Source organism: Xanthomonas citri pv. citri (assembly GCF_000961215.1).
GTDB lineage: Bacteria > Pseudomonadota > Gammaproteobacteria > Xanthomonadales > Xanthomonadaceae > Xanthomonas > Xanthomonas cissicola.
Map to the genome: position 1 here is coordinate 34,503 of NZ_CP008998.1, position 23,777 is coordinate 58,279.

18 protein-coding genes and 2 pseudogenes are annotated in these 23,777 nt (G+C 65.7%); 10 read left to right on the forward strand and 10 right to left on the reverse strand.

Annotated features, from left to right (window positions below):
• Positions 1–45: 45 nt before the first annotated feature.
• Positions 46–1,119 carry a glycoside hydrolase family 5 protein gene (locus AMD14_RS00635; protein WP_011050034.1) on the reverse strand — a complete coding sequence of 358 codons (1,074 nt, stop codon included), beginning with the start codon at positions 1,117–1,119 and terminating at the stop codon, positions 46–48.
• A gap of 307 nt (positions 1,120–1,426) precedes the next feature.
• Here AMD14_RS00635 and AMD14_RS00640 point away from each other — a divergent pair, with 307 nt between their 5' ends.
• Positions 1,427–2,485 (forward strand): NAD(P)-dependent alcohol dehydrogenase, encoded by a 1,059-nt coding sequence (locus AMD14_RS00640; RefSeq protein ID WP_011050035.1) that lies wholly within the window; start codon positions 1,427–1,429, stop codon positions 2,483–2,485.
• 98 nt (positions 2,486–2,583) lie between these two features.
• Here AMD14_RS00640 and AMD14_RS25615 read toward each other — a convergent pair whose 3' ends face one another.
• The 4 genes from AMD14_RS25615 to AMD14_RS00655 all read right to left on the reverse strand — a co-directional run bounded on the left by AMD14_RS25615 (position 2,584) and on the right by AMD14_RS00655 (position 9,685).
• Positions 2,584–3,087 carry a nucleotidyltransferase domain-containing protein gene (locus AMD14_RS25615; RefSeq protein ID WP_108722294.1) on the reverse strand — a complete coding sequence of 168 codons (504 nt, stop codon included), beginning with the start codon at positions 3,085–3,087 and terminating at the stop codon, positions 2,584–2,586.
• Positions 3,020–4,501, reverse strand: a complete 1,482-nt coding sequence (locus AMD14_RS00645; protein WP_011050036.1) for an FAD-dependent oxidoreductase — start codon at positions 4,499–4,501, stop codon at positions 3,020–3,022. The genes AMD14_RS25615 and AMD14_RS00645 overlap by 68 nt, the downstream gene beginning before the upstream one ends.
• 128 nt (positions 4,502–4,629) lie before the next feature.
• Entirely contained in the window at positions 4,630–9,102 is a 4,473-nt protein-coding gene (gene gltB / locus AMD14_RS00650; RefSeq protein ID WP_011050037.1) for a glutamate synthase large subunit, read from the reverse strand.
• A 202-nt stretch (positions 9,103–9,304) separates the two neighbouring features.
• Positions 9,305–9,685 (reverse strand): I78 family peptidase inhibitor, encoded by a 381-nt coding sequence (locus AMD14_RS00655; RefSeq protein WP_003482133.1) that lies wholly within the window; start codon positions 9,683–9,685, stop codon positions 9,305–9,307.
• A gap of 56 nt (positions 9,686–9,741) precedes the next feature.
• Between AMD14_RS00655 and AMD14_RS00660 the strand changes: the two genes are divergently transcribed.
• Complete coding sequence (locus tag AMD14_RS00660; protein ID WP_040107544.1) at positions 9,742–11,019, forward strand: DNA topoisomerase IB; 1,278 nt, start codon at positions 9,742–9,744, stop codon at positions 11,017–11,019.
• Between the two features lie 206 nt (positions 11,020–11,225).
• On the opposite strand, the gene AMD14_RS00665 is transcribed toward AMD14_RS00660, so the two are convergent.
• Positions 11,226–11,570, reverse strand: a complete 345-nt coding sequence (locus tag AMD14_RS00665) for a hypothetical protein (protein ID WP_003482129.1) — start codon at positions 11,568–11,570, stop codon at positions 11,226–11,228.
• A gap of 168 nt (positions 11,571–11,738) precedes the next feature.
• On the opposite strand from AMD14_RS00665, the pseudogene AMD14_RS25620 reads away from it, so the two are divergent.
• Positions 11,739–11,997, forward strand: a pseudogene (locus AMD14_RS25620) (penicillin acylase family protein); the annotation flags it as partial.
• Between the two features lie 51 nt (positions 11,998–12,048).
• Positions 12,049–13,005: pseudogene (locus AMD14_RS00670) on the forward strand (penicillin acylase family protein); the annotation flags it as partial.
• An 80-nt stretch (positions 13,006–13,085) separates the two neighbouring features.
• Here the strand turns inward: AMD14_RS00670 and AMD14_RS00675 are convergent.
• Positions 13,086–13,955, reverse strand: a complete 870-nt coding sequence (locus AMD14_RS00675) for an SDR family oxidoreductase (protein WP_011050041.1) — start codon at positions 13,953–13,955, stop codon at positions 13,086–13,088.
• 171 nt (positions 13,956–14,126) lie between these two features.
• Between AMD14_RS00675 and AMD14_RS00680 the strand changes: the two genes are divergently transcribed.
• The 6 genes from AMD14_RS00680 to wecB all read left to right on the forward strand — a co-directional run bounded on the left by AMD14_RS00680 (position 14,127) and on the right by wecB (position 20,569).
• Complete coding sequence (locus AMD14_RS00680; protein ID WP_011050042.1) at positions 14,127–15,002, forward strand: LysR family transcriptional regulator; 876 nt, start codon at positions 14,127–14,129, stop codon at positions 15,000–15,002.
• A gap of 26 nt (positions 15,003–15,028) precedes the next feature.
• Positions 15,029–15,196 carry a hypothetical protein gene (locus AMD14_RS24475; protein ID WP_155400516.1) on the forward strand — a complete coding sequence of 56 codons (168 nt, stop codon included), beginning with the start codon at positions 15,029–15,031 and terminating at the stop codon, positions 15,194–15,196.
• Positions 15,197–15,643: 447 nt separating this feature from the next.
• Positions 15,644–16,786: a glycosyltransferase family 4 protein gene (locus AMD14_RS00685; protein ID WP_011050044.1), complete on the forward strand. Its 1,143-nt coding sequence runs from the start codon at positions 15,644–15,646 to the stop codon at positions 16,784–16,786.
• A complete protein-coding gene (locus AMD14_RS00690) occupies positions 16,783–17,955 on the forward strand; it encodes a glycosyltransferase (protein ID WP_011050045.1) in 1,173 nt (390 codons plus the stop codon). Before AMD14_RS00685 ends, AMD14_RS00690 begins: the two co-directional genes overlap by 4 nt.
• 66 nt (positions 17,956–18,021) lie before the next feature.
• Positions 18,022–19,431, forward strand: a complete 1,410-nt coding sequence (locus tag AMD14_RS00695) for an undecaprenyl-phosphate glucose phosphotransferase (RefSeq protein WP_011050046.1) — start codon at positions 18,022–18,024, stop codon at positions 19,429–19,431.
• Positions 19,432–19,450: 19 nt separating this feature from the next.
• Positions 19,451–20,569 (forward strand): non-hydrolyzing UDP-N-acetylglucosamine 2-epimerase, encoded by a 1,119-nt coding sequence (gene wecB / locus AMD14_RS00700; RefSeq protein WP_003482113.1) that lies wholly within the window; start codon positions 19,451–19,453, stop codon positions 20,567–20,569.
• Positions 20,570–20,656: 87 nt separating this feature from the next.
• Here the strand turns inward: wecB and AMD14_RS00705 are convergent, their stop codons facing one another.
• Genes AMD14_RS00705 through AMD14_RS00715 form a run of 3 tightly spaced genes read right to left on the reverse strand, consistent with a single transcriptional unit; the run spans position 20,657 to position 23,774 of the window.
• Complete coding sequence (locus AMD14_RS00705) at positions 20,657–21,925, reverse strand: O-antigen ligase family protein (RefSeq protein ID WP_011050047.1); 1,269 nt, start codon at positions 21,923–21,925, stop codon at positions 20,657–20,659.
• A complete protein-coding gene (locus AMD14_RS00710; RefSeq protein WP_199797818.1) occupies positions 21,922–22,656 on the reverse strand; it encodes a WecB/TagA/CpsF family glycosyltransferase in 735 nt (244 codons plus the stop codon). Before AMD14_RS00710 ends, AMD14_RS00705 begins: the two co-directional genes overlap by 4 nt.
• Before the next feature lie 38 nt (positions 22,657–22,694).
• Positions 22,695–23,774, reverse strand: a complete 1,080-nt coding sequence (locus tag AMD14_RS00715) for a glycosyltransferase family 4 protein (RefSeq protein ID WP_005929055.1) — start codon at positions 23,772–23,774, stop codon at positions 22,695–22,697.
• Between the last annotated feature and the right edge of the window lie 3 nt (positions 23,775–23,777).

A 23,777-nucleotide genomic window follows, 5' to 3' on the forward strand; every position in this document is an offset into this window, starting at 1 on the left:
GTGGCCGCAACACTGGTTGCGACCACCTTCTGCCTGCGCCGCTGCTTACTTGCCGGCGCGGCGTGCGTACTTGCTCAGGATCGCCATCTGCGGCTTGTCGCTGCCGTCCTTGCCCGGTTGCACGGTGAAGGGATAGTCCGGCTTCCACCACGCGCCCGCCGCCCACCAGGTCCAGCCCAGCCACACGTCGCTGTTCTTTTCCATGTAGGTCAGCATGCCTTCCAGCGCCTTGTCGCAGACCGGATTGTTGGCCGTGGCGAATTCGCCCAGGAAGCCCTTCTGCTTGTTCTCGCGCAGCCACGAGGTGAAGCCCTGCAGCTTTTCTTGGCCTACCGAATCGCTGGTGCATACCGGCTTGGTGCCGCTGTAGTCCTTATCCAGGTATTGATGCGCTTCGAAGGCAAGGTTGTTACCCGGGTCCTTGAGGATTTCCAGCGCCTTTGCGTTGGAGACGCCGTAGCTGGTGCTGCGCCAGCTGTGTGCGCCGGTGTAGGCGGTGCCCGGCACCAGGATCAGATTCTTCGCGCCGGTCTTGCGGATCGCAGTGATCGTCCCCTGCGCGGCATTGGCCCAGTCGGGCGCGGAAATGCCATTGGGCTCGTTCATCAGCCCGAAGATCACCGCCTTGTCGTCCTTGAACTCCAGCGCCAGCCGGCGCCACAGATCGGCCAACGCGCCGGCCGGCACGTCGCTGGTGCCGATGCGCTTGCCGCTGTACGTGGCATAGTTGTGCAGATCCAGGATCAGGTATTGCTTGTTGGCCTTGGCTGCCTCGAGCGACTTCTTGATCAGCCCCAATTGGGCCTGGTCCAGCGGGCCATTGAGCTCGGGCTGCACGCGTTCCCACAGGAACGGCAATCGGATCGTATTCATGCCCTTGCCGGCGAAATAGCTGAAGTCCGAGGCGGCAGGATAGGTGTAGTCCTTGAACAAGGTGCCGGGTTTCTTGCGCGAGTTGAACTCGGCACCGGACAGATTGACGCCAACATACTTCAGGCCGGCGGTTTCCCTCCTGGGGCCGGGCGGCTCCTTGGCCTGGGCCAACGGACCGGCGGCGAGCAAGGTCAACGCGAGCGCGGCGATGCGCAGGCGGGGAAAGTACGGTGGAGTGCGGAACATGGAAGTCTCCTTCGGCATCGACGTGGGCAGCCGCGGGGGAGGGCACGGCCAGCGCAGATGGTGCAGCGCCATCTGCTGCTGCGTGAGCCTATGAGCTCGCACGTTAGCGCGCCATTCACGCGCAAGGTCTGGATTTGACCGCCTGCGAACACGCGCAAGGCGCATCATGCCGCTGCGCTCGCGTTCGCAAGAGACCAGGTAAGACGCACTGTCGCAGGAGTGCGACATCTGCGCGTTTTAAGCTAGCGATCCTTCTTTTCCGTTGTTGGCGCAGCTTGCCGACGACGCAACACCCCGGAGTTTTCCCATGAGCACAGCCCACGCCTACGCTGCCCAGGCCGCCGATCAACCACTTGCCCCATTCGTGTTCGAACGCCGTGCGCCCGGCCCCAACGACGTGCAGATCGACATCGCCTACTGTGGCGTGTGTCACTCGGACCTGCATACCGCACGCAACGAATGGCACAACACGCTGTACCCCTCGGTGCCCGGCCACGAGATCGTCGGCCGCGTCACGGCGGTGGGCAATGCGGTCACCGGCTTCAAGGTCGGCGACCTGGCCGGTGTTGGCTGCATGGTCGACAGCTGCCGCAGCTGCGCCTCCTGCCAGGAAGGCGAAGAACAGTATTGCGAAGCCGGCTTCACCGGCACCTACAACGGGCCGATGTTCGGCGGCGGCGAGAACACCTACGGCGGCTATTCCGACCATATCGTGGTCGACCAGAAGTACGTGCTGCGCATCACCCACAGCGACAACCTGGCCGCGGTGGCACCGCTGCTGTGCGCCGGCATCACCACCTATTCGCCGCTGGCGCACTGGAAGGTAGGCCCGGGCCAGAAGGTGGGCGTGGTCGGTCTCGGCGGCCTGGGCCATATGGCGGTGAAGATCGCCAAGGCGATGGGCGCTACCGTGGTGCTGTTCACCACCTCCGAAAGCAAGCGCGCCGATGCGCTGCGCCTGGGCGCCAGCGAAGTGGTGATTTCCAAGGACGAAGCGCAGATGGCCGCGCAGTACAACACCCTGGATTTCATCCTCAACACCGTGGCCGCGCCGCATAACCTGGACCCGTTCCTCAACGCGCTCAAGCGCGATGGCGCCATTGTGCTGGTCGGCGTGCCCGAGCAGTCGCACCCGTCGCCGGCGGTGTTCAACCTGGTGATGAAGCGCCGCACGCTGGCCGGTTCGCTGATCGGCGGCATCCGCCAGACCCAGGAAATGCTGGATTTCTGCGCCAAGCACAACATCGTCTCGGACATCGAAACCATCCGCGCCGACCAGATCAACGAGGCCTACGAGCGCATGCTCAAGAGCGACGTGAAGTACCGCTTCGTGATCGATATGGCGACCTTGGATCAGGCGGCTTGATCAAGATTGCATCAAATGTATGAAATGCCACCGCTTGCGTTGTTGTTAGACGCAGGCGGTGGCGCGCGGCAGTTTGTTACCAGCGCAGCTTGATGCGCTTACGGCCAAAGCCTAATGGCGAGTTCTTCACGATCAACGAGGTCTCCCATAAGAGCACCAAACTCTCGCGAGGACTCGCCGTCCGGCATCCACTTGGTGCCGATGTACCGTGCCGAGTCGGCATCAATCTGTCGCCACTCGAGTCTGCTAAGTGATCCGCTTTTTTCTTGCCAGGGGCCTCGATAGTCATCGCCGTTGAATACGACCAAACAATCCACATCCTGCGGCTGTGCTATTTGCGCTATTGCAGCGCGAATAAATGCTTCTGAGCCGAATACAATCAGATCCGTATCCGATTGGTGAGTTGCACGATCGTTAGCGCGAGATCCGATTAGCCAGATCGAGTCTGGCGACGGTTGCAAGGAAGTCAGAGGGAAATGAGCGCTACGGCCTGCTCTGGTACCTGCAATCTCATATCTTGTGCACCCACGACGGCTACGCCGCAGCCGGCTCCTTGACCTGCGCTTTGACCCCGAGCAGCTGCACGATGCTTCCCGCCGCATCGCGGCCTTCGGCTACTGCGGTCACCACCAGATCGGCGCCGCGCACGCAGTCGCCGCCGGCGAACAGGCGCGGGTTGGTGGTCTGGTAGGGCAGGCGGCCGTTGCCGTCGGACGGGGCGACGATGCGGCCATTGCTGCCGGCGTCCACGCCTTGCGAGGCCAACCAGTCGGGCAGGGTAGGCGAGAAGCCGAAGGCGATGATCACCACGTCCGCTTCCAGCAGCGATTCGCTGCCTTCCACCGGCACCGCATTGCGGCGGCCGCTGGCGTCGGGTTCGCCCAGCTTGGTTTCCACTACGGTCACGCCGATGGCTTCGTCGTCGGCGCCGGATTCGATCGACAGCGGTTGGCGGTTGAACAGGAAGCGCACGCCTTCTTCGCGTGCGTTGGCAACCTCGCGTGCCGAGCCGGGCATGCTGGCTTCGTCGCGGCGATACGCGCAGGTGACCTTGGCTGCGCCCAGACGAATGGCGCTGCGCACGCAGTCCATGCCGGTGTCGCCACCGCCCAGCACCACCACGCGCTTGCCGGTGAGGTCGGGCAGGGCGAGCTGGTCTTCCCAGCCAGCGATCGGCCGGCCGTGCGGGTCGTTGCCGCTGACGATGCGGCTGTTCTGCACCAGGAACGGCAGGGCCGGCAGCACGTTCTTCAGGTCCTGCCCGGGCAGGCCGCCGTCGGTGTAGCGATACGCGCCGGTCCCTAAGAACACTGCGTCGTATTCGCCCAGCAACTGCTCGATGCTGACGTCGCGGCCGACCTCCACGCCCAGGCGGAACTGCACGCCCATGCCTTCGAGGATCTCGCGGCGCTTGCCGATCACCGATTTGTCCAGCTTGAAGCTGGGGATGCCGAACTGCAGCAGGCCGCCGATCTGCTCATAGCGGTCGTACACCACCGCTTCGATACCGGCGCGCGCCAGGCGGTCCGCACACGCCAGGCCGGCCGGGCCGGCGCCGATCACCGCCACACGGTGGCCGCTGGCCTGCACGTTGCCCAGGTCCGGGCGCCAGCCCATCTTGAAGGCGGTGTCGACGATGTATTTCTCCACCGCGCCGATGGTGACCGCGCCGAATTCTTCCAGCGTGCAGCTGCCTTCGCACAGGCGGTCCTGCGGACACACCCGCCCGCACACTTCCGGCAGCGGGTTGGTCGAATGGCACAACGCGGCGGCCTCGATGATGCGGTCTTCCTGCACCAGCTGCAGCCATTGCGGGATGGCGTTGTGCACCGGGCATTTCCAGCTGCAATACGGATTACCGCAGTCCAGGCAACGGCCGGCCTGGTATTGCGCGTCGGCCTTGTCGAACCTGCCGTACAACTCGCCCCAGTCGCCGGACGTGCGCAGTTCCACCGGAATGCGCGTGGGCATGGTCCGGGGCAGGTCGAGGAATTGGAAGGCTTGTTTGCGGCTCATAAAGAAATCCGTAGCTGATTCGCTTCTCCCGCGTGCGGGAGAAGGTGCCCCGAAGGGGCGGATGAGGGGGGCAGGCCGCTGCCCTCACCCCCAGCCCCTCTCGCGCGGGCGGGAGAGGGGAGCAAGACTCACGCGGCGCGCCGCAGCGACTCCGTCAGCGACTCGATGCTGGCGGCCTTGGGTTTGACCAGCCAGAACTTGCCGATGTAGTCGCGGAATTCGTCCAGGATCTGCTGCGCCCAGATGCTGCCGGTGAGTTCGCGATGCCGGCTGATCAAGGTGTGCAGGTGCTGGCGATGGTTCTCGAAACCTTCGGCCGAGACGCGGTGGATGTCGATCAACTCGTGGTTGTAGCGGTCCACGAAGTCGCGCTCGATATCCAGCACGTAGGCCAGCCCGCCGGTGAAGCCGGCGCCGAAGTTCAGGCCGACCTTGCCCAGCACCAGCACCACCCCGTCGGTCATGTATTCGCAGCAGTGGTCGCCAGCGCCTTCCACCACCGCCAGTGCGCCGGAGTTGCGCACCGCAAAGCGCTCGCCGGCGCGGCCGGCGGCGAACAGCTCGCCGCCGGTGGCGCCGTACAGGCAGGTGTTGCCGACGATCGGCGTGTTGCGTGCCTCGAAGCGCGCGCCGCGTGGCGGACGCACCACCAGGCGGCCGCCGGCCATGCCCTTGCCGACGTAGTCGTTGGCTTCGCCTTCCAGTTCCAGCTGCAGGCCACCGGCGTTGAACGCGCCAAAGCTCTGCCCGGCAGTGCCGCGGAAGCGCAAGTTCAGTGGCGCATCGCTCATGCCGTGGTTGCCGTGCGCCCGCGCAATCGCGCCGGACAGGCGCGCGCCGATCGAGCGGTCGGTGTTGTGGATCAGGAAGCGATGGTCGCCGCCACTCTTGTTGGCGATCGCATCGGCCAGCAAGCCGTCCATCTGCGTAGCCAGGCTGTCTGGCGATTCGTACAGGCGCTGGGCGGCGCAGTGGCTGCCGTCGTACTGCGCATGGGTGAGCAGGCGCGAGAGGTCGACCTTGACGCCCGGGCGCGGCGAGATGTCCAGCTGTTCCAGCAGGTCGGTGCGGCCGACGATCTCGTCCAGCGAGCGCACGCCCAGATACGACAGCCACTGGCGCACCTCTTCGGCCAGCAGGCGGAAGAAGTGCTCCACCCGTTCCGGCAGGCCGGTGAAATAGCCGGCGCGCAGGCGCTCGTCCTGGGTGGCCACGCCGGTGGCGCAGTTGTTGAGGTGGCAGATGCGCAGGTATTTGCAGCCCAGCACGATCATCGGCGCGGTGCCGAAGCCGAAACTGTCGGCACCGAGCAGCGCGGCCTTGACCACGTCCAGGCCGGTCTTCAGGCCGCCATCGGTCTGCAGGATGGTGCGCTCGCGCAGGTCGTTGGCCACCAATGCCTGGTGCGACTCGGCCACGCCCAGTTCCCACGGCACGCCGGCATAGCGGATCGAGCTGACCGGGCTGGCACCGGTGCCGCCGTCATGGCCGGACACGGTGATCAGATCGGCGCCAGCCTTGACCACGCCGGCGGCAATCGTGCCGACGCCGGCATGCGCCACCAGCTTCACCGACACCAGCGCGGTCGGGTTGACCTGCTTGAGGTCGTAGATCAGCTGGGCCAGGTCTTCGATCGAATAGATGTCGTGATGCGGTGGCGGGCTGATCAGGCCGATGCCGGGCTTGGCGTAGCGCAGCCGGGCGATCAGCTCGTTGACCTTGTGGCCGGGCAGCTGGCCGCCTTCGCCGGGCTTGGCGCCCTGGGCGACCTTGATCTGCAGCACTTCGGCGTTGACCAGATATTCGGGAGTCACGCCGAAGCGGCCGGAGGCCACCTGCTTGATCTTGGAGCGCTTCTCGGTGCCATAGCGGGCCGGGTCTTCGCCGCCTTCGCCGGAATTGCTGCGCCCGCCCAGGCGGTTCATCGCGATCGCCAGCGCTTCGTGCGCTTCCGGCGACAACGCGCCCAGGCTGATGGCGGCGCTGTCGAACCGCCGCAGGACGTCCTCGGCCGGTGCCACGTCATCTAGCGGAGTGGGGGTGTCGGCGCGCTTGAGCTGCACCAGGTCGCGCAGCGTGGAGGCCGGGCGCGCATGCACCGCGTCCACGTATTTCTGCCAGTCGCCGGCATCGCCGGTACGGGTGGCACGCTGCAGCGTCATGACCACGTCGGGGTTGTACATGTGGTACTCGCCGCCGTGCACGTACTTGAGCAGGCCGCCCACCTCCGGCTTGAGCTGGTCGTTCCAGGCACGCACGGTCAGCTCGCGCGCCTCGGTGTCCAGCCGCGCCAGGTCCACGCCGCCGATCCGCGCCGGGGTGTCGGCAAAGCACAGGTCCACCACGTCCGGGTCCAGCCCGACGATCTCGAACAGCTGCGCGCCGCGGTAGCTGGCGATGGTGCAGATGCCCATCTTGGAGATGATCTTGGACAGGCCCTTGTAGATGCCCTTGCGGTAGCGGCGGCCGATCTGCGACTGCTCACCGCCCTTGCTCAGCTGCAGGATGCCGCGCCGGCCCAGGTCGAACAGGGTCTGGTAGGCCAGGTACGGGTACACCGCGGTGGCGCCGACGCCGAGCAGGCAGGCCATGTGGTGCGGGTCGCGCGCGGTGCCGGTCTCGATGATCAGGTTGACGTCGCAGCGCAGGCCCACCTTGCACAGGTGGTGATGCACCGCGCCGGTGGCCAGCAGCGCATGCGCCATCGGCCGGTCCGGCACCGGGTAGCGGTCGGACAGCAGCAGCATCACCGCACCGGCGCGCGCTGCGGCTTCCACCTCCTGGCAGATGCGTTCCAGCCCGGCCTTGAGGCCTTCTTCCAGGCTATAGGACAGGTCGATCAGGCGGTTGCGCTCGACGTACTGCTCCATCTTCAGCAGCTGGCGCAGTTTGCGCTGGCTGAGCACCGGCGAATTGAGGATGACGTGGTTCACCGTCTCCGCACCGGCATGGAAGATGTTGGTCTCCCTGCCGAGCTGGGTGGTCAGCGACATCGCGATGCCTTCGCGCAGCGGGTCGATCGGCGGGTTGGTGACCTGCGCGAACGCCTGGCGGAAGTAGTCGTACAACGGCCGGGTCTGGCGGCTGAGCACCGCCATCGGGGTGTCGTCGCCCATCGAGCCGGTGGCTTCCTGCTCGGTTTCTGCCAGCGGGCGCAGCACCTGTTCCACTTCCTCGGTGCTGAGCTGGAACAGCTTGTGATAGCTGCGCAGGGTCTGCTCGCTGAAGGGCTCCTCCACCAGCGAGGGGTCGATCAATTCGGTCTGCAGATAGGTCACGCCCTGCTGCAGCCATTGCTTGTACGGGGCGCGCGCACGGTTGATGCGGTCGATGGCATCGGAATCGAGCAGGTCGCCGCGCTTGAGGTCGATCGCCATCATCTCGCCCGGGCCCAGCTTGCCCTTGCGGGTGATGCGCTCGGCCGGCAGCTCCCACACGCCGGCTTCGGATGCCACCAGGAAGTGGCGGTCGGAGGTCAGCATCCAGCGCGCCGGGCGCAGGCCGTTGCGGTCGAGCATGCAGGCCGCGTAGCGGCTGTCGCAGGCGACGATGCCGGCCGGGCCGTCCCACGGTTCGGTGTTGAGGCCGTAGAACTCGTAGAACGCGGCCAGATCGGCGTCCTTGAACTCCAGCGATTGGGTGGCCGGCGGCACCAGGATGCGCAACGCCTGCAGCAGGTCCATGCCACCGGCGATCAGCAACTCCAGCATGTTGTCCAGGCTCTGCGAATCGGAGCCGTGCATGGAGATCACCGGATCGAACTGCGCGATGTCGAAGCGCGGGGTCTGCCATACCTTGCTGCGCGCCTGCGCCCAGCGCCGGTTGCCTTCGATGGTGTTGATTTCCCCGTTGTGCGCGAGCAGCCGGAACGGATGCGCCAGCGGCCAGCGCGGCAGCGTGTTGGTGGAAAAACGCTGGTGGAAGACAATTGCGCTGGAGGACAGATCGCTGCGCTGCAGGTCCGGGTAGAACGTGCTCAGCTTGTCCGGCAGCACCATGCCCTTGTAGCTGATGCCGTTGGGCGAGAGGGTGGTGACGTAGAAATGTTCGACCGCATGCAGCGCCTGCTCGGCGCGCCGGCGTGCCAGGAACAGCGCCAGGGTGAAGCCGTCTTCGGTCTGTTCGGCACCGGCATCGACAAAGACCTGTTCCATGCGCGGCAAGGTATCGCGTGCCAGCTGGCCGCACACGCTGTCATCGGTGGGCACCACGCGCCAGCCGCGGAAGTGCACGCCGGCGTTGTGCAGCTGCGCTTCCAGTTCGGCCCGACATCGCGCAGCATCGGCTTCGTCCAGCGGCAGGAACACCACACCGGCTGCGTAGCGCGTGCCCAGGGTGATGCCGGCATCGCGCGCCAGCCCGCGCAAGAACGCATCGGGTTTGCGAATCAGCAGGCCGCAGCCATCGCCAGTGAGCCCGTCGGCGGCGACACCGCCGCGGTGGGTCATGCGCGAGAGCGCCGCAATCGCGGTATCCACCAGCGCGCGGGAAGGTTGGTCGTCCAACTGGGCGACCATGCCAAAACCACAGGCGTCGCGCTCGTCGCGCACGCTGTTGTAGAGACCGTCGTCGTTGAGCCCTTGGCGAGTGCGGGGGGCCATGTCTGCCTCTTTGCGATCTTAGGAGAGCGGCGACGACGTTGCAGCGCTCGATCCGTGGAGCGTTCGAAGAGGTCACCGGATGATCGACTAGACCACAGTTGATGCGGTGCCGCAATATACCGTTACAGCTGCAACGAGAAACACTGCAATCCCTTGTGCCAGAAGGCTTGGCGCCGGTCTTGCGACAGGCGCCAACGCCGTCTCAGCCGCAGCGCACCGAGCTGATCACGTTCTTGGCGTCCACTTCCAGATTGAGCCGTTCGCCATTGAATTCCATGGTGGTCATCTGGCCGGGCTTGAGCACACGCACCGACTTGGCGCCGGCGTCGCTGCGTGCCTGTTCGCCCACCGCATCGGTCAACGGCTGGCCCACCAGCGATTGCACCTGGGTGGCATCGCAGCTGCCGATCGGCGGCGCTTCCGGCGCTGCATCCGGCGCGGGCGCAGAGGCTTGTTCGGCCGCGTGCTGGGCCTTGGCGGTGACGGCTTCCTGCTCATCGGGTTGCGGTTTGTTGCAGGCAGTCAATGCAGTCAGCACAACCAGGGTGCAAGCCAGGCGGGCAATAGGCAGGACAGCGCGCATCGATGACTCCAGCAAAGGGGGACGCGCAAGCATAAGCACAAAGTCACGCGACGGGCATGGCTTGCGCACACGGCGTTGTCGCTGCGTTGACGCAGCCTAGTCTTGCTGCACCCAACAATCGCGGCCAGTCCTTCGACCTGTGCGCAATGAAAGCAAAACGTGTTCTTCGCAATGCCACAGTGGCCGCCAGTACCGCCGGCAAGCTCGCGGCGGTCGCCACCGGCGCGGCTGTCGCCACAGCCGCCGTGGCAAGCGCGGCAGCGGTGGCGCAGGCCAAGGCGACCGCGCGAGCGGCCGGGCTGACCTATGTCAACGATCAACAGCCCGGCATCAGCCGCCGCAAGGCCGGCAAGAGCTTCAGTTACCGCGATGCCGACGGGCAACGCATTGCCGATGCCGAGACCTTGCAGCGCATCCGTTCGCTGGCGATTCCGCCGGCCTATACCGAAGTGTGGATCTGCGCCAAGCCCAATGGCCATCTGCAGGCCACCGGGCGCGATGCGCGGCGGCGCAAGCAATACCGCTATCACGCCGATTGGGCGCTCGTGCGTGGCGAAGGCAAGTTCGAACGCGTGATCGCCTTCGGCACCGCGCTGCCCAAACTGCGGCGGCGGTTGCGTCGCGATCTGCTGCTGCCGGGATTTCCACGCGAAAAGGTGTTGGCGATCGTGGTGGCGTTGCTGGCCGACACCCTGGTGCGCGTCGGCAATGCCGAATACGCGCGCAGCAATCGTTCGTACGGACTGACCACACTGCGCAACCGGCACATGGAATTTCTGAAAGGCGGACGCGCGCGGCTGAAGTTCCGCGGCAAGAGCGGCCAGGACCACGATATCGAAGTGGACGACAAGCAGCTGGTCAAACTGATCCGGCAATGCCAGCAGCTGCCGGGGCAATCGCTGTTCCAGTACCGCGACGACGATGGCCAGTTGCAGCCGGTGGATTCGGGTGAGGTCAACGACTATCTACGCGAGGCGATGGGCGAAGACTTCACCGCCAAGGATTTCCGCACCTGGGGCGGCACCTTGGCTGCATTGCAGCGGCTGGCACGCCTGCCATTGCCCGAGCGTAGCAGCGAACGCGCGTTGACGCAGGTGCAGAACGATGTCATCCGTGAGGTAGCCGATGCCTTGGGCAACACGCCCTCGGTGTGTCGCAAGGCCTACATCGACCCATGCGTCTTCGAAGGCTGGCGTGCGGGCCAGCTGCAGGCCATGGCCACCGGTGTGCGTGGCGAGCGCCAGTGGGAAGCGGCCACGCTGAGGTTCTTGAGCGCTTCGCGTAGCAAGCTCAAGGCACAGGCAAAGCCGGCGTCGAAGCGGAAGTCCGCATAGAAGCGGAATCCGTAGAATTGCCGTCAACGACCACTGCGCTTGCCAGCAGATGAGCGCTGCCGCTGCTCGGTGCGATGTACTGCGCACGCCGCGCTGCCGGCGGTCCACGCCCGCCGGCGATCGCTCGATATCGTTGTCAGTCAATGCAACGGCAGACCCGGGAGCCGGAAATCCGCAATGCTTTCCCGAATCCCGAGTCGCAACAATCAACCGCAATAGATCGCCGTGATGCTGTTGTTCGGGCCGGTTTCGATGGTGAGCTGATCGCCGCCGCTTTCGCTGGCGCCCTGGGCCGGATCGGCCAGGCCGCTGGCGGTGGTGCCACCGGTTGCGCGCTCGCCGCGACGGACGATGACCGTCTGGCTGTCGCTATCCACGCGCGCACGTTCGATGGTCTGCGCGGCTGCCGCCAGACCTACCGCACCACGCACCTTGTCGCTATGGCACTGGCCGGAGATGGCGCCATCGATGGGCTGTATCTGCGCGACCTGGTTGGAGGCACAGGCCGACAACAACGCAGCGGCAGCGAGTGGGGCGAGGATACGGATCATCGGGAATCTCCAGGGCAAGAATGCCGCAAGCGTGAAGGTGGCGTTGTCGGGATGGCATGAAGATGCTGCGCCACAGCCTTTCAGAAACAGACATCGCCGCTAGTTGGCGGCGCTCGTCTGCGCGCCGGGGTACGCTGCACAACGCTGGCGCACAGGCATTGGCTTGCGATGCCAGCGCCTCCGGGCAGCGCGCCGCCCCGCACTGCGCTGGCGCCGACAGCTGGGCGTGCAGCGGCCGCACCCAACCAGGCCACCCTGACGGTGGCAGGTCTCGGGCAGCCGGCGCAGATCCGCATTGACCGCTGGGGCGTGGCGCACCTCTATGCAAAGACCGACAACGACGCGTTCTTCGTGCAAGGCTTCAATGTGGCGCGCGACCGCTTGGTTCAGCTGGATCTGCTGCGTCGCAAAGGCCTGGGCCACCTGTCGGAAGCGTTCGGGCCAACCTATGTGGCGCAGGATCGTGCCGCGCGGCTGTTTCTGTATCAGCACCGCATTGCCGTGGTCGGAGAATCCCAAAGCCGGCTTCATCACCACGTCCAACGAAATGAATCTGCCCCGCGACGATCCGGTTGCGCAGCGCAAACTCGGTTTCGAGTGGGCCAACGACGCACGCCATGCGCGCATCATCCAGGTGCTTTCGCAGCTGCCCAAGCCAAGGTTGGAGGATTCGGAAAAGTTGCAGAACGATCAGGTCTCGTTGCCCGCGCAGCGCCTGGTCGCGTTGCTGCAACCGCTGCAGTCGCACGACCCTGACACCAGCGCCGCGCTCGCGTTGCTGCGTCCCTGGAATGGCGACGCCAGCGCCGCGTCTGCCGCAGCCGCGCTGGAGGAAGTCTGGTTCAGTCGCTATCTCGGCGATGCCTACAAGGCGTTGCGATTGCGCCCATCGGAAGCCGCCAGCTTCGGCGCGCCGGATGCTGCGGCCATGCTGGATGCGCTGGAACATCCCGGCGCGGCGTTCGGCGCCACTCCGGCCGCACGCCGCGACCAACTGCTGCTGGAGTCGTTGCGCAACGCGTATCACGCATTGGGCTCCCTGCAAGGCCCCGATACCAGGCAGTGGCAGTGGGGCAACTTGCATACCAACAAGATCGCGCATGCGATGAGCGCGGTGGCCGGTGCCGACCGCGCCTTGCTCGATGTCGGCCCGTTTGCCAAGGGCGGTAGCCCGTACACGCCCAATCAATCCAGCTACGACCCTGCCGACTTTCGCCAGACCATCGGCCCGTCCGCACGCCTGATCATCGACCTGAGCAACTGGGACAACGCGCGCGCCATGAATTTCCCAGGCCAGTCCGGCGACCCGGCCAGCCCGCACTATCGCGACCTCGCACCGCTCTGGCTAAACGGCAGCTACTTCCCGCTGCTGTATACGCGCGCTGCGGTGGATGCGGCAACCGAACAGATCTTCGACCTGGTGCCGGCGCAGTAGCGCAACGTCGAGTGACCCGAGGCAACGCACATTGCGCAGCAAGTACCAAAACGTCTCCGCGCTTGCTGCACCGCATGCAATCACGCTTTCGCGGTCGCCTCGCGCACGAAGTCTTCATAGGTGCGTAGCGGACGGCCCAAGATGGCCTTCAATTTGGCTACCGTGCCCTCGGCTGCATGCATGCCGAAGCGCTGGATGCCGCCCATCATCAGGCGCATGTCGTAGGCCAGCCAGGGCGGACCGTACTTCGCCAGCTGTGCTTCGAAGGCCGCCACGTCATCGCCGGCGTAGGCAATCTCGCGGCCAAGTGCTGCGCTCCAGACCTTGGCAACGTCTGTGCCGGTCAGCGCACGTGGGCCAACCAGTTCCAGCGTGACACGCGGCAACGGGCCGTCGGCACGGTCGCGGCGCAGCAGCTCGACCACGGCAATATCGGCAATGTCGCGTGCATCGATCATTGCGATGCCCTGCGCGCCGATCGGCATCGGGTAAACGTCGTAGTCGGTGATCGTCTGCTGCACCATGCCTTCGTTCTGCATGAAATACGCAGGACGCAGAATCGTGGCCGGAATTTCCAGGCTTTCGATCATGCGCTCGACGGTGTGCTTGCCGGTGAAGTGCGGCACGTTGGTGTAGGTGTCGGCATGGATCACCGACAGGTACACGATGCGCTCGACGCCGGCTTCCTTGGCCAGATTCAAGGCGATCAGCGCCTGCGTCACTTCGTCGGGAGTGACGGCATTCAACAGGAACAGGGTGCGCACCGAGGCCAGCGCGGCACGCATCGACGCAACGTCGGTGAGGTCTGCCACCACTTCGGTGACACCTGCCGGGAAGGGGCGCTTGCCATGCTGGCGGACCAGCGCCTTGACCTGGGCGCCGGCGTCGGCGAGGCCTTGGGTGACGAGGGAACCGACGGTGCCGGTGGCACCGGTGACGAGAATGCTCATGGTCAATCTCCTGCTGTGGATGGAGGGATGGGCGGATCAGCCCGACGCCGGCGTGTGGGGTGATGCGGATGCCGGCATGGTCGGTTCGTTGCGGTAGGGCAACGGTATGTCGTTGCGCCATCAGTACGAAGACGCCAGGATGTAGACGCCCCGTTTCAGATGTGGAACACCATGGACCTCAATGCCCTGATCGATTTCGCGCTGGTGGCTGCAAACCAGGGGCTGGGAAAGGCCAGCCGCGCCAGTGGCAGATCGAAGGCGACCTTGTCGCGGCGGATTACCGAGCTTGAAGAGCAGCTGGGCGTGCGCCTGGTCGAGCGCAGCGCGCGCGGCCTCAAGCTCACCGAGGCGGGGCAGCAGTTGATGGCCCGCACCGAAGTGCCGCTGAGCGAAGTGGCCGAAGCGATGACGGCCGCACGCGAGGGGCTTTCGACACCGCGAGGGCGCTTACGTGTCGCGTCCCCGGTGTTGTTCTCGCAACTGGCGATGGGACGCATCGGCGCGGACTTCTGTGCGGCTTATCCCGAGATCACGCTCGAGGTGGTGGCCGAGGACCGCACGGTCGATCTGGTGGAAGAACAGTTCGATGTCGCCATCCGCATCAACCCACGTCCGGACAGCAGCCTGGTCGGGCGCTGCTTCGCCAAGGACCGGCTGGTGGTGGTGGCCGCACCGTCTATCGCGATGCCGTCGGGTGATGCAATGCATCCGGTGCCGGGCGTGGTGATGTCGAGTTTCCAGCCCACCACCTGGGTGCTGGATGATGGGCGCCTGGCGTTGGAGCCGGTCCCGCGGATGCAGTTTTCCTCGTTCCTGATGGTGCGCGATGCGGTCATCGCCGGTGGCGGCGTCGCATTGATTCCGCAGTCGATTGCGTGGGAGCAGCTGGCACGCGGAGAATTGCTGCAGTGGGGCACCATCTCCGGCGTGGAGCCGGCGTTGTGGGTATTGCATACCTCCAGGCGCCTGGCAGCGCCGAAAGTGCGTGCCTTCGTGGATTTCATCTGCGCCCGCTATCCGGACATGTCGCTGGTGTTGAAGGGGTAGGGCGATAGCGATCCTTACGATCGCCGATGAAGTATCGACAAATCCAGGCGGCAGCACGGGTGTGGAGCGAGGCCATCTGCCACTACGTGGCCGCGATACATTGCGGGGCCGCGATCGTTCGGCCCGGTCCCGACGATGAACTGATGACTGCCGTTTTCGCTGGCGCCCTGGGCCGGATCGGCCAGGCTGCCTGACAGCATCGCCTGGCTACGGGCAAGGCCACCGGGCTGCCGGCGTTGTCCGGCAGCCGCACGCATGTCCGAGTGAGCTAGCGCGCCGACATGCGCCGATAAGCACAGACGGCAGGTTGACCGGCTCGCCGTTGTGCAATGCAGCGGATTGCTCCACGCGCGGCCCTGACGTTGGTCGCTGCGCCGGCCGGATGGATTTTTTCCATGACCGACGCGCTCCTTGGGTGAAGATACCGCGCAGCCTGCATGGATGGACGTCGGCGTGGCCACGGAGATCGCTTCGGTCGCCGCGGTCTCCGGCAGCGGGTAGACTGAGCTGGTCGCTACGAGGAGCATGGAATGGGCCGATGCCCGTCGTTATATCCAGGTATCGCTAGATGGCCTATGCCACAGCGCTCCCCGGGCAGCCGCGCTGACGCCTGCCGCCGGCCCTGATCGCCGCCACTCGCCTTGCACATCATTCTGGCCACCGAGTCGATCCGGCACCCGCTGACCGGCGTTGGACGTTATACGCAGGAACTGGCGGCGCACTTGGCCGCACTGCCGCAGATCGAGTCGTTGCAGTACCTGCATGGGCGACGCCTGCTGCAGCAGCGACCGAGTCCCGGACCGGCTTCGGCCGCGGCATCGTGGATGCGCGATCGTTTTTCGCGTATCGAAGTGGCGACCGATGCCTATCGACGCCTGAGTAATCTGGCCAAGGCGCGTGCCCTGCACGGCCAGCGGCCGGCGCTGTTTCATGGCTGCAACTATTACCTGCCTGCGTATGACGGTCCCAGCGTCGCGACCTTCCACGACATTTCGATCTATCGCTGGCCGCAATGCCACCGCGCCGACCGGGTGCGCTACATGCGCAAGGAGTTGGCACTAGCGGTGCAACGCGCGCAATTGATCCTGACCGTCTCGGATTTTTCGCGGCGGGAGATCGCCGCGCACTTTGCCTTGCCGCTGGAGCGCATTCGTGCGATCCCGCTGGCGGCGGATGCTGCGTTCCGGCCGCATGCCCAGGCCGAACTTGCAGCGCCGTTGCAGGCGTTGGGCCTGCAGACCGATGCGTATTGTCTGTGCGTGAGTACCATCGAACCACGGAAGAACATCGATGTTCTGTTGACGGCGTATGCAGCCTTGCCCGCCGCAGTGCGTGCACGCTACCCGTTGGTGATCGCTGGCCACAGCGGCTGGTCCAGCGAGGCATTGCATGCGCGCATGCGTAGTGCAGAACAGGCCGGTTGGCTGCGCTATCTTGGCTACGTCCCACAAGACGGCCTGCCTGCGTTGGTGGCCGGTGCCCGCCTGTTCGTGTTTCCCTCGTTTTACGAAGGATTCGGCCTGCCGGTGCTGGAGGCCATGGCGAGCGGTACGCCGGTGATTTGCGCATCGGCGTCGTCATTACCGGAAGTGGCCGCCGATGCGGCAATGCTGTTCGATCCTGCCGACGTCAGTGCGTTGACTCTGGCGCTGGCACGAGGCATCGACGATTCGGACTGGCGTGAGGCCGCGCGTCAGACAGGCTTGCAGCGCGCAGCGCAGTTCAGTTGGCAGCGTTGCGCTGTGGCGACGGCTGACGCGTACCGCGACGTGTTGGCCGCTTGAGTCTTACCTCCTCGCCGCTACGGGTGCTGCAGGTCTACAAGACCAGCTTGCCGGAGACCATGGGTGGCACCGAACAAGTGGTGCGCACGCTTGCCACGCAGTCGCATCAGCATGCTGTGGAGAGCGAGGTGGTGACCCTCTGCGCCGATGGGCGTTTGGCGGGCATCAGCGTACAGGGGCCCTATACGCTGCATCGCTTTCGACGCGACTTCGAAGTGGCGTCGATGCCGGTGTCGCTTCGCTTGCTGCGCCAGTTCGCAGCCCTGGCCCGCCGCTTCGATCTGATCCATTATCATTTTCCGTGGCCGTTCATGGATGTGTTGCACCTGGCAGGCGCAGCTCGAACGCCGTCGGTGCTGACGTATCACTCCGACATCGTGCGGCAACGTCGTTGGCTGCGCCTGTATCGACCGCTGCAACAGCGCTTTCTCGAGCGCGTCGACCATATCGTCGCGACATCGCCGAATTACCGCGCCACCAGTCCGGTCCTGGCCAACTTTCAAACCAAGTTAAGCGTGATACCGATCGGACTGGATCCTTCCAGTCACTACACGCCGGATGCCGAGCGCGCACGGGCCTGGCGCACCCGATTGGGCCCGCGGTTTTTCCTATTCGTCGGTGTCCTGCGCTATTACAAGGGTCTGCAGTATCTGCTGCAGGCCGTCCGCGACACGCAGATCCCGGTGGCCATCGTTGGTGACGGACCAGAGGGCGCGCGCTTGCGCCAGCAGGCGCGGCAGCTCGGCCTGAGCCACGTGCACTTTTTGGGCGTGCTGGACGATGCCGATAAGCACGCCTTGCTGTCGCTGTGCGATGGGCTGGTGTTTCCATCGCATCTGCGCTCGGAAGCGTTCGGCATTACGTTGCTGGAGGCGGCGATGCATGCCAAACCCATGATCTCGTGTGAAATCGGCACCGGGACCAGCTTTGTGAACGTGGCGGGACAGACCGGCCTGGTGGTGGCACCGGCAGATCCGGTGGCCTTATGCGATGCAATGCGCTATCTATGGAACCATCCGCAGGTGGCCGACGCATTGGGGCAGGAGGCGTTGCGCCGTTACCGGCAGTACTTCACCGGCGCAGCGATGGTGCGTTCCTACGCCGCGCTGTATCGCCAGGTGCACAGTGCCGCTGGCGGAGCTGCCACTCTTGGAGAAAAGCAGGGATGAAGGGAGAGGGATGCTGATCGACCCATTCGCAGGCGTGCCGGTCCACCTCCGCGCTGCGGTCGACGAATGAGCGCGCTCGATCCACTGCTGCCGCGTGTCGCCATCGCGCCCAGGCGCTCCGGCGATCTGCTTGGGTCGGTTGCCGGTCTGGCGAAGATCGCCGACATGGGCGTCGTGGTCGGCAGCGGCTTGCTTGCCTATGCCATGCGGGTCGGTCGACCTGCGTGGCCGGAGGCGCCCCGCTATGCCGACGCGCTGCTCGCCGCCGCAGCACTTACGCTACTGGTGTTCGGGCGCCTCTCGCTCTACCGGCAACGGCCGCACCTGGCAGCGACGATGGTGGCCGGGCGCGTGTTGACCGGGTGGGCAATCGTGCTGAGCGTGTTGATGTCGATCGGCTTTCTGAGCGCAACCGGTGCGGGATTCTCGCGGCTGTGGTTTCTGTACTGGGCTGGATGCGGCGGTGCCGGTCTGCTCTGCGTGCGGTCTGCAATGAAGGGGGCGCTTGCCTGGCTGCATCGACACGGTATCGGGCGCCGGCGCATCGCGCTACTCGGGCCACCCGAACGCAGCGACGCGTTGGTGGCAAGCGTCCAGCAGCACCCATGTGCGGGGGTCGAACTAGTGCAGGTGCCATCCGAACTGGCGCTTGGTGGCACGGCCGGGCTGTCCTGCTGGCTGGAAGCTCGGCACGTCGGCGAAGTGTGGGTGACATGGCCGATGCGCGAAGAGGCCCAACTTCGCTCCAGCATCGCGCAACTGGATGCCTGCTGCGTGGACGCCTGCTGGATTCCGGACCTGTTCGCATTTCGCCCGGGGGAGTCCTGCCTGGAGGAGATGACCGGCCTGCCGATGGTGGCATTGTCTGTGCGCCCGCTGACGGGCCTGTCGCGCGTGCTGAAGGAGGCGACCGAGCGTGTGCTGGCTTGCGCCATCGTGCTAGCGAGCGCACCGCTCATGCTGGCCCTGGCCGCGGGCGTCAAGCTCTCCGGTCCTGGACCGGTGTTATTCCGGCAGATACGGCAGGGTTGGGATGGCCGCCCGTTCGAATTGTGGAAGTTCCGCAGCATGCAGGTCCACGATGCGGCGACCGCCGCACCGCAGACCAGCCGCGGGGATCAACGAGTCACGCGCTTCGGCGCCTTCCTGCGACGCACCAGCCTGGACGAATTGCCGCAATTCCTCAACGTGCTTCAGGGGCACATGGCCATCGTCGGGCCGCGCCCGCATGCGCTGGCGCACAACGCTCAATATCAGGAATTGGTGCCGAACTACCTGCAACGCCAGCGGGTCAAGCCGGGCATCACCGGCTGGGCGCAGGTCAATGGCCTGCGCGGCGAGACCGATACGCTGGAAAAGATGCGCAGCCGCGTTCAACACGATCTCGCTTACATCCAGCATTGGTCGCTTTGGCTGGATATGAGCATCATCGCGCAGACCTGCGTGATCGTGCTGTTCGACCGCGACGCCTACTGAACTCGGATCCGGAAGTCCCATGCACATCACTTATGTCCTCGGTACCCGCCCGGAAATCATCAAGCTGGCATCGCTGATCGCGGCCAGTCTGCGCGATGGACTGAACTTTTCGATCGTCCATACCAATCAGCATTACGACGAGGCGATGGACCGGGTGTTCTTCGACGAGTTGGGTCTGCCCCCGGCCGATTACAATCTCGGCGTGGGTTCGGCGCCGCATGGCGTGCAGATCGGACGCATGTTGTGCGGCATCGAGCCGGTGCTTGCGACGTTGCAGCCGGATGTGGTGGTGGTGCAGGGCGACACCAACAGCGCCTTGGCAGGCGCCATGGCCGCCAGCAAGCTGGAGATCGCCGTTGCCCATGTCGAGGCGGGCCTGCGCAGCCGCGACCGCAGCATGCCTGAAGAAGTCAATCGCGTGCTGATCGATCACCTGTCCGACTACCTGTTCTGTCCCACCGCACTGCAGGCGCAGATCCTGCGCGATGAAGGCCTGACCGGCGCCCGCATCCGCATCACCGGCAACACTGTCGCCGACGCGACCCTGGCGCATGCCCAGACCGCACTGCGCCGCTCGACCATCCTGCAACGGCTTGGCCTGCGCGAAGGCGGCTATCACTTGCTTACCTGCCATCGCCGTTCAAATACCGAAGATCCCGCGCATTTCGCGGCGCTGATGCAGGCCGTCACCTCGATCTCCGAGGATCAGGGGTTGCCGCTGGTCTTTCCGATGCACCCGCGCCTGGATGCGCTGGGGAGCGTGGCGGCCGCGCGGCATCGCGTGCTGCGGGCGATCGGTCCGGTCGGTTACCTGGACATGCTGGCGCTCCAGCAAGGCGCGGCCTTGATCATGACCGACAGTGGCGGCATCCAGGAAGAAGCCTGCATCCTGCAGCGCAAATGCCTGGTGCTGCGTACCAACACCGAGCGGCCGGAGACCCTGCAGATCGGCGGGGCGGAACTCCCCCACGGCCTGGACCAGGACGCCCTGCGGAGTGCCGCCGATCGCCTGCTGGCGCGTTCGGTGGCATGGCGCAATCCCTTTGGCGATGGCCATGCGTTTCGCTGCATCCTGGACACGCTCCTGGCGCGGGACGAACACCCCAGCGCGTCGCGTCCGCGCCTGCAGCACGCGTAGGCGGCGCGTAGCGAAGGTCTCAGCGCGCAGGCGCGCGATGGCATGGCTGGTTCTAGACGCGACGCAGAGCCGAGCGCTGGGACGGCCTCATGACATCCCGGATTTCGGTGCGCCGTTGAGCTCAACGTGGTGGGCGTACAGCAGCGCCACCGCCAGGGCCGCATGCAGGGAAAAGGGATAGAACAGCGGATAGAAATCGAACACGTTCAAGCCCAGCAGGAACAGCAGCCAGATCAGCGCCCAGCCACGTTCGGCAGGGTTGCGCAGCAACGGCGCCCAGAGCGCCCAAAGCATGCACACGCAGGCGAGCAGCCCGCACAGCCCGGTTTCCGACAACACCGCCAGCAGGCCGTTGTGTGCGTGCAGCTCGCCGCGATCGAAGCGACCGCCGGTGTAATCGGGCACCAGAAACTGGAAGACACCGGCGCCGAGCCCGAACCAGGGGTGGCTGCGCCATGCCTCGATCGCGCCCGACCACAGGTAGGTGCGCCCCAACGAGAACGCGGTCAGCGGGCTTTCGTGCACTGCGCTGGTCATCTCCGCGTAGCGCTGCCAAAGCACGAAGCCAGCAACGGCCAGCAGGCCGAGCGCGGCGGCCCAGACCGTGCGGCGGCGAGGACGTTCGCCAGCGCGGCGCGACCACGCCCACCAGAGGATCAACCCGGCCACCGGCAGCAACGGGTTACGTACTTCACTCAGCGCCAGCGCGCCGATTGCAGCCAGCACGGCCGCCGCCAGTTGCGCGCGCCCGACCGCGTGCCGCTGATACAACTGGATCGTGAGCAACCCGACGATGACGGCAGTTGCGGCCAGCAATGCGGGATGGTCGTACATGCCCGACACCCGAGGCAGGTACTTGAAGCTGCCCTGCGCATGGAAGGCCAACGACCACTCCAATGCCGGCGGCCACTGCAGCCGTACCGCCATACCCAACGCAAGATTGATCCACACCGCGATCAACGCCGCCAGCGCCGCCGCGCGCGGCCACTGCGGCCACGCCACCGCCAGATTCAACAAGGCCCATAGCCACAGCAAGGCAGTGGCATAACGCACGGCGTACTTGAATGCCAAGGCCGAGTGGTCGGACGCCAGCACCGACGCTGCCAGCGCAGTCATACACAGCAGGATCGACAGCAATGGCCAGCGCAGGCATGCCGGAACGCCGTGCCGCCATAACGCCCATGCACTCAGGCCAAGCGCAACGCCGCGGATGGCCATCGATCCTAGCGACAGACCGACCCCGAAGTAGCGGCCGGTCAACACCACTTGCTGCAGACAGAACAGCAGGTAGAGGCCCAGGCACACGGCCACCAGCCCGGTCTGCGCAGGCTGGCGCGCAGGCGCGCCAGCGGTCATGTGGGCCAGGTCGTCAGCGCCCGCGCGCGGTAGCGTCGGCTGAGGCGGGCGCGCAGCAACAGCAGCAGATACGCCGCATTGGTGCGCAGATAGCGCCAGGCCAGCCGGCGCGGTTCCAGCGCCAGCCGAAACAGCCACTCCATCCCACAGCGCTGCATCAGCCGCGGCGCACGCGGCAGCATGCCCGACAGCACATCGAACGAACCGCCCACGCCCATCGCCACCGGCACGCCCAGGGTTTGCCAGTGTTTCTCCAGCAGCAGTTCCTTCTTCGGCGAACTGATGCCGATGAAGAGATAGCGTGCACCCGACTGGCGAATTGCCGCGATCACCGCGTCCTCCTCGGCGTCGCTGAAATAGCCATCGCGCATGCCGGCAATGTGCAGACCGGGCCAGTGCGTGCACAGGCGTTCTGCCGCGGCCGCGACCACCGCCGGGCGCGCACCGAGCAGATAGACCCCTGCACCGCTGCGGGCGGCCTGGCCGCACATGTCCTGCATCAGGTCGATGCCGGCCCTGCGCGGCGGCACGTCCACTCCGAACCAACGCACGCCCAGGCTGATGCCGGCGCCATCGATGTGCACCACTTCGGCCTGTTCCAGCGCCTGGCGCAGCTGGGCGCGCGCATCGATCAGTTTGGCGACGTTCAAGCCCTCCACCCGGATCGGCGCGCCGCCCTCGGCGGCGTGCTGCGCACGCAAGAGAATCTGCTCCGGGGGGAGGAGGTCCAACGGACATCCGAGAAAGGACAGGCGAGCCGGCGATGTGGTCAAGTTGCGGGTTCCTTTACGACCTGAGCATCGTACAGTGCCAGCACCTGCGCTCGCAGGCCCTCCCAGGTGAAATCTGCCCGGACACGCGCGATGCGTTCCGGCCCAATTCGCTGCTGTCGTTGCACGCGAATGCATCCCGCCAACGCGGCGCTGTCGCCGAGCCGGTGCAAGGCCGCCTGCAGGCCGATCTGGGCCAGGATCGAGCGATTGCCGGGAATGTCGCTGGCAACCACCGGACACCCATGCAGCAGCATTTCGATCAAGACGGTCGGCATGCCCTCGACGGCCGATGGCAGCACGAAGACATCGGCCTGTGCCGCCATCGCTGCAACCTCGGCATCGCTGACGAAGCCATGGAAGTGCACGCGTGCAGCGACCCCCAATGCCACGGCGCAGGCTTCCAGGCGTGCCCGATCCGGGCCACGTCCGACCACGTGCAACACGGCTGCGTCCATGTTCGGCTGGGTAAGGGCTGCGATCGCATCCTGTAGCCGCTTGACCGCGTCCAGGCGGCCGACCGACAGCAGCGCCGGAGCCCCGAGCAACGGTTGCCGTGACGTCGCGGGCAGGCACTGCTCGGCGGCGAGCACGGCATTGGGCAGCAGCAGGGCGCGCTTGGGCGGCAGCCGACGCTGTGAGAGGTATTGCTGCCAATACGCCGACAGCAGCACGGTGGGTTGTGCGCTTTGCAGCAGCGGCTTCTCGATCAAGCGATCCCAGCACCACTTGCGCGCGCGCTTGCTCGCTGCAAGATCGTCATCGTAATAGCAATGCGGTGTATAGATCACACGCTTGCCGCGCAGCCGGGCAAGCGCACCGGCGATCGCGGCGATTGGCGTGCGCGCACCGTGCACGTGCACCACATCGGCCCAGCCGACGTGATGCCAGAGCTGCGATGCGGTGGCGCGGACCACCGTATAGCCGTGTGGCGAGATGCCGTCCTCGGCCAACGGGGCCACGATCCGCAGCGTATGCCCGGCATCGGCAAGGGTCACTGCCAGCCCATGGATGTGCCGCGCCACCCCGCCGCCGCCGCTGTGCGGCGCGAAATCCTTATAGACGTGCAGGATACGCATCGC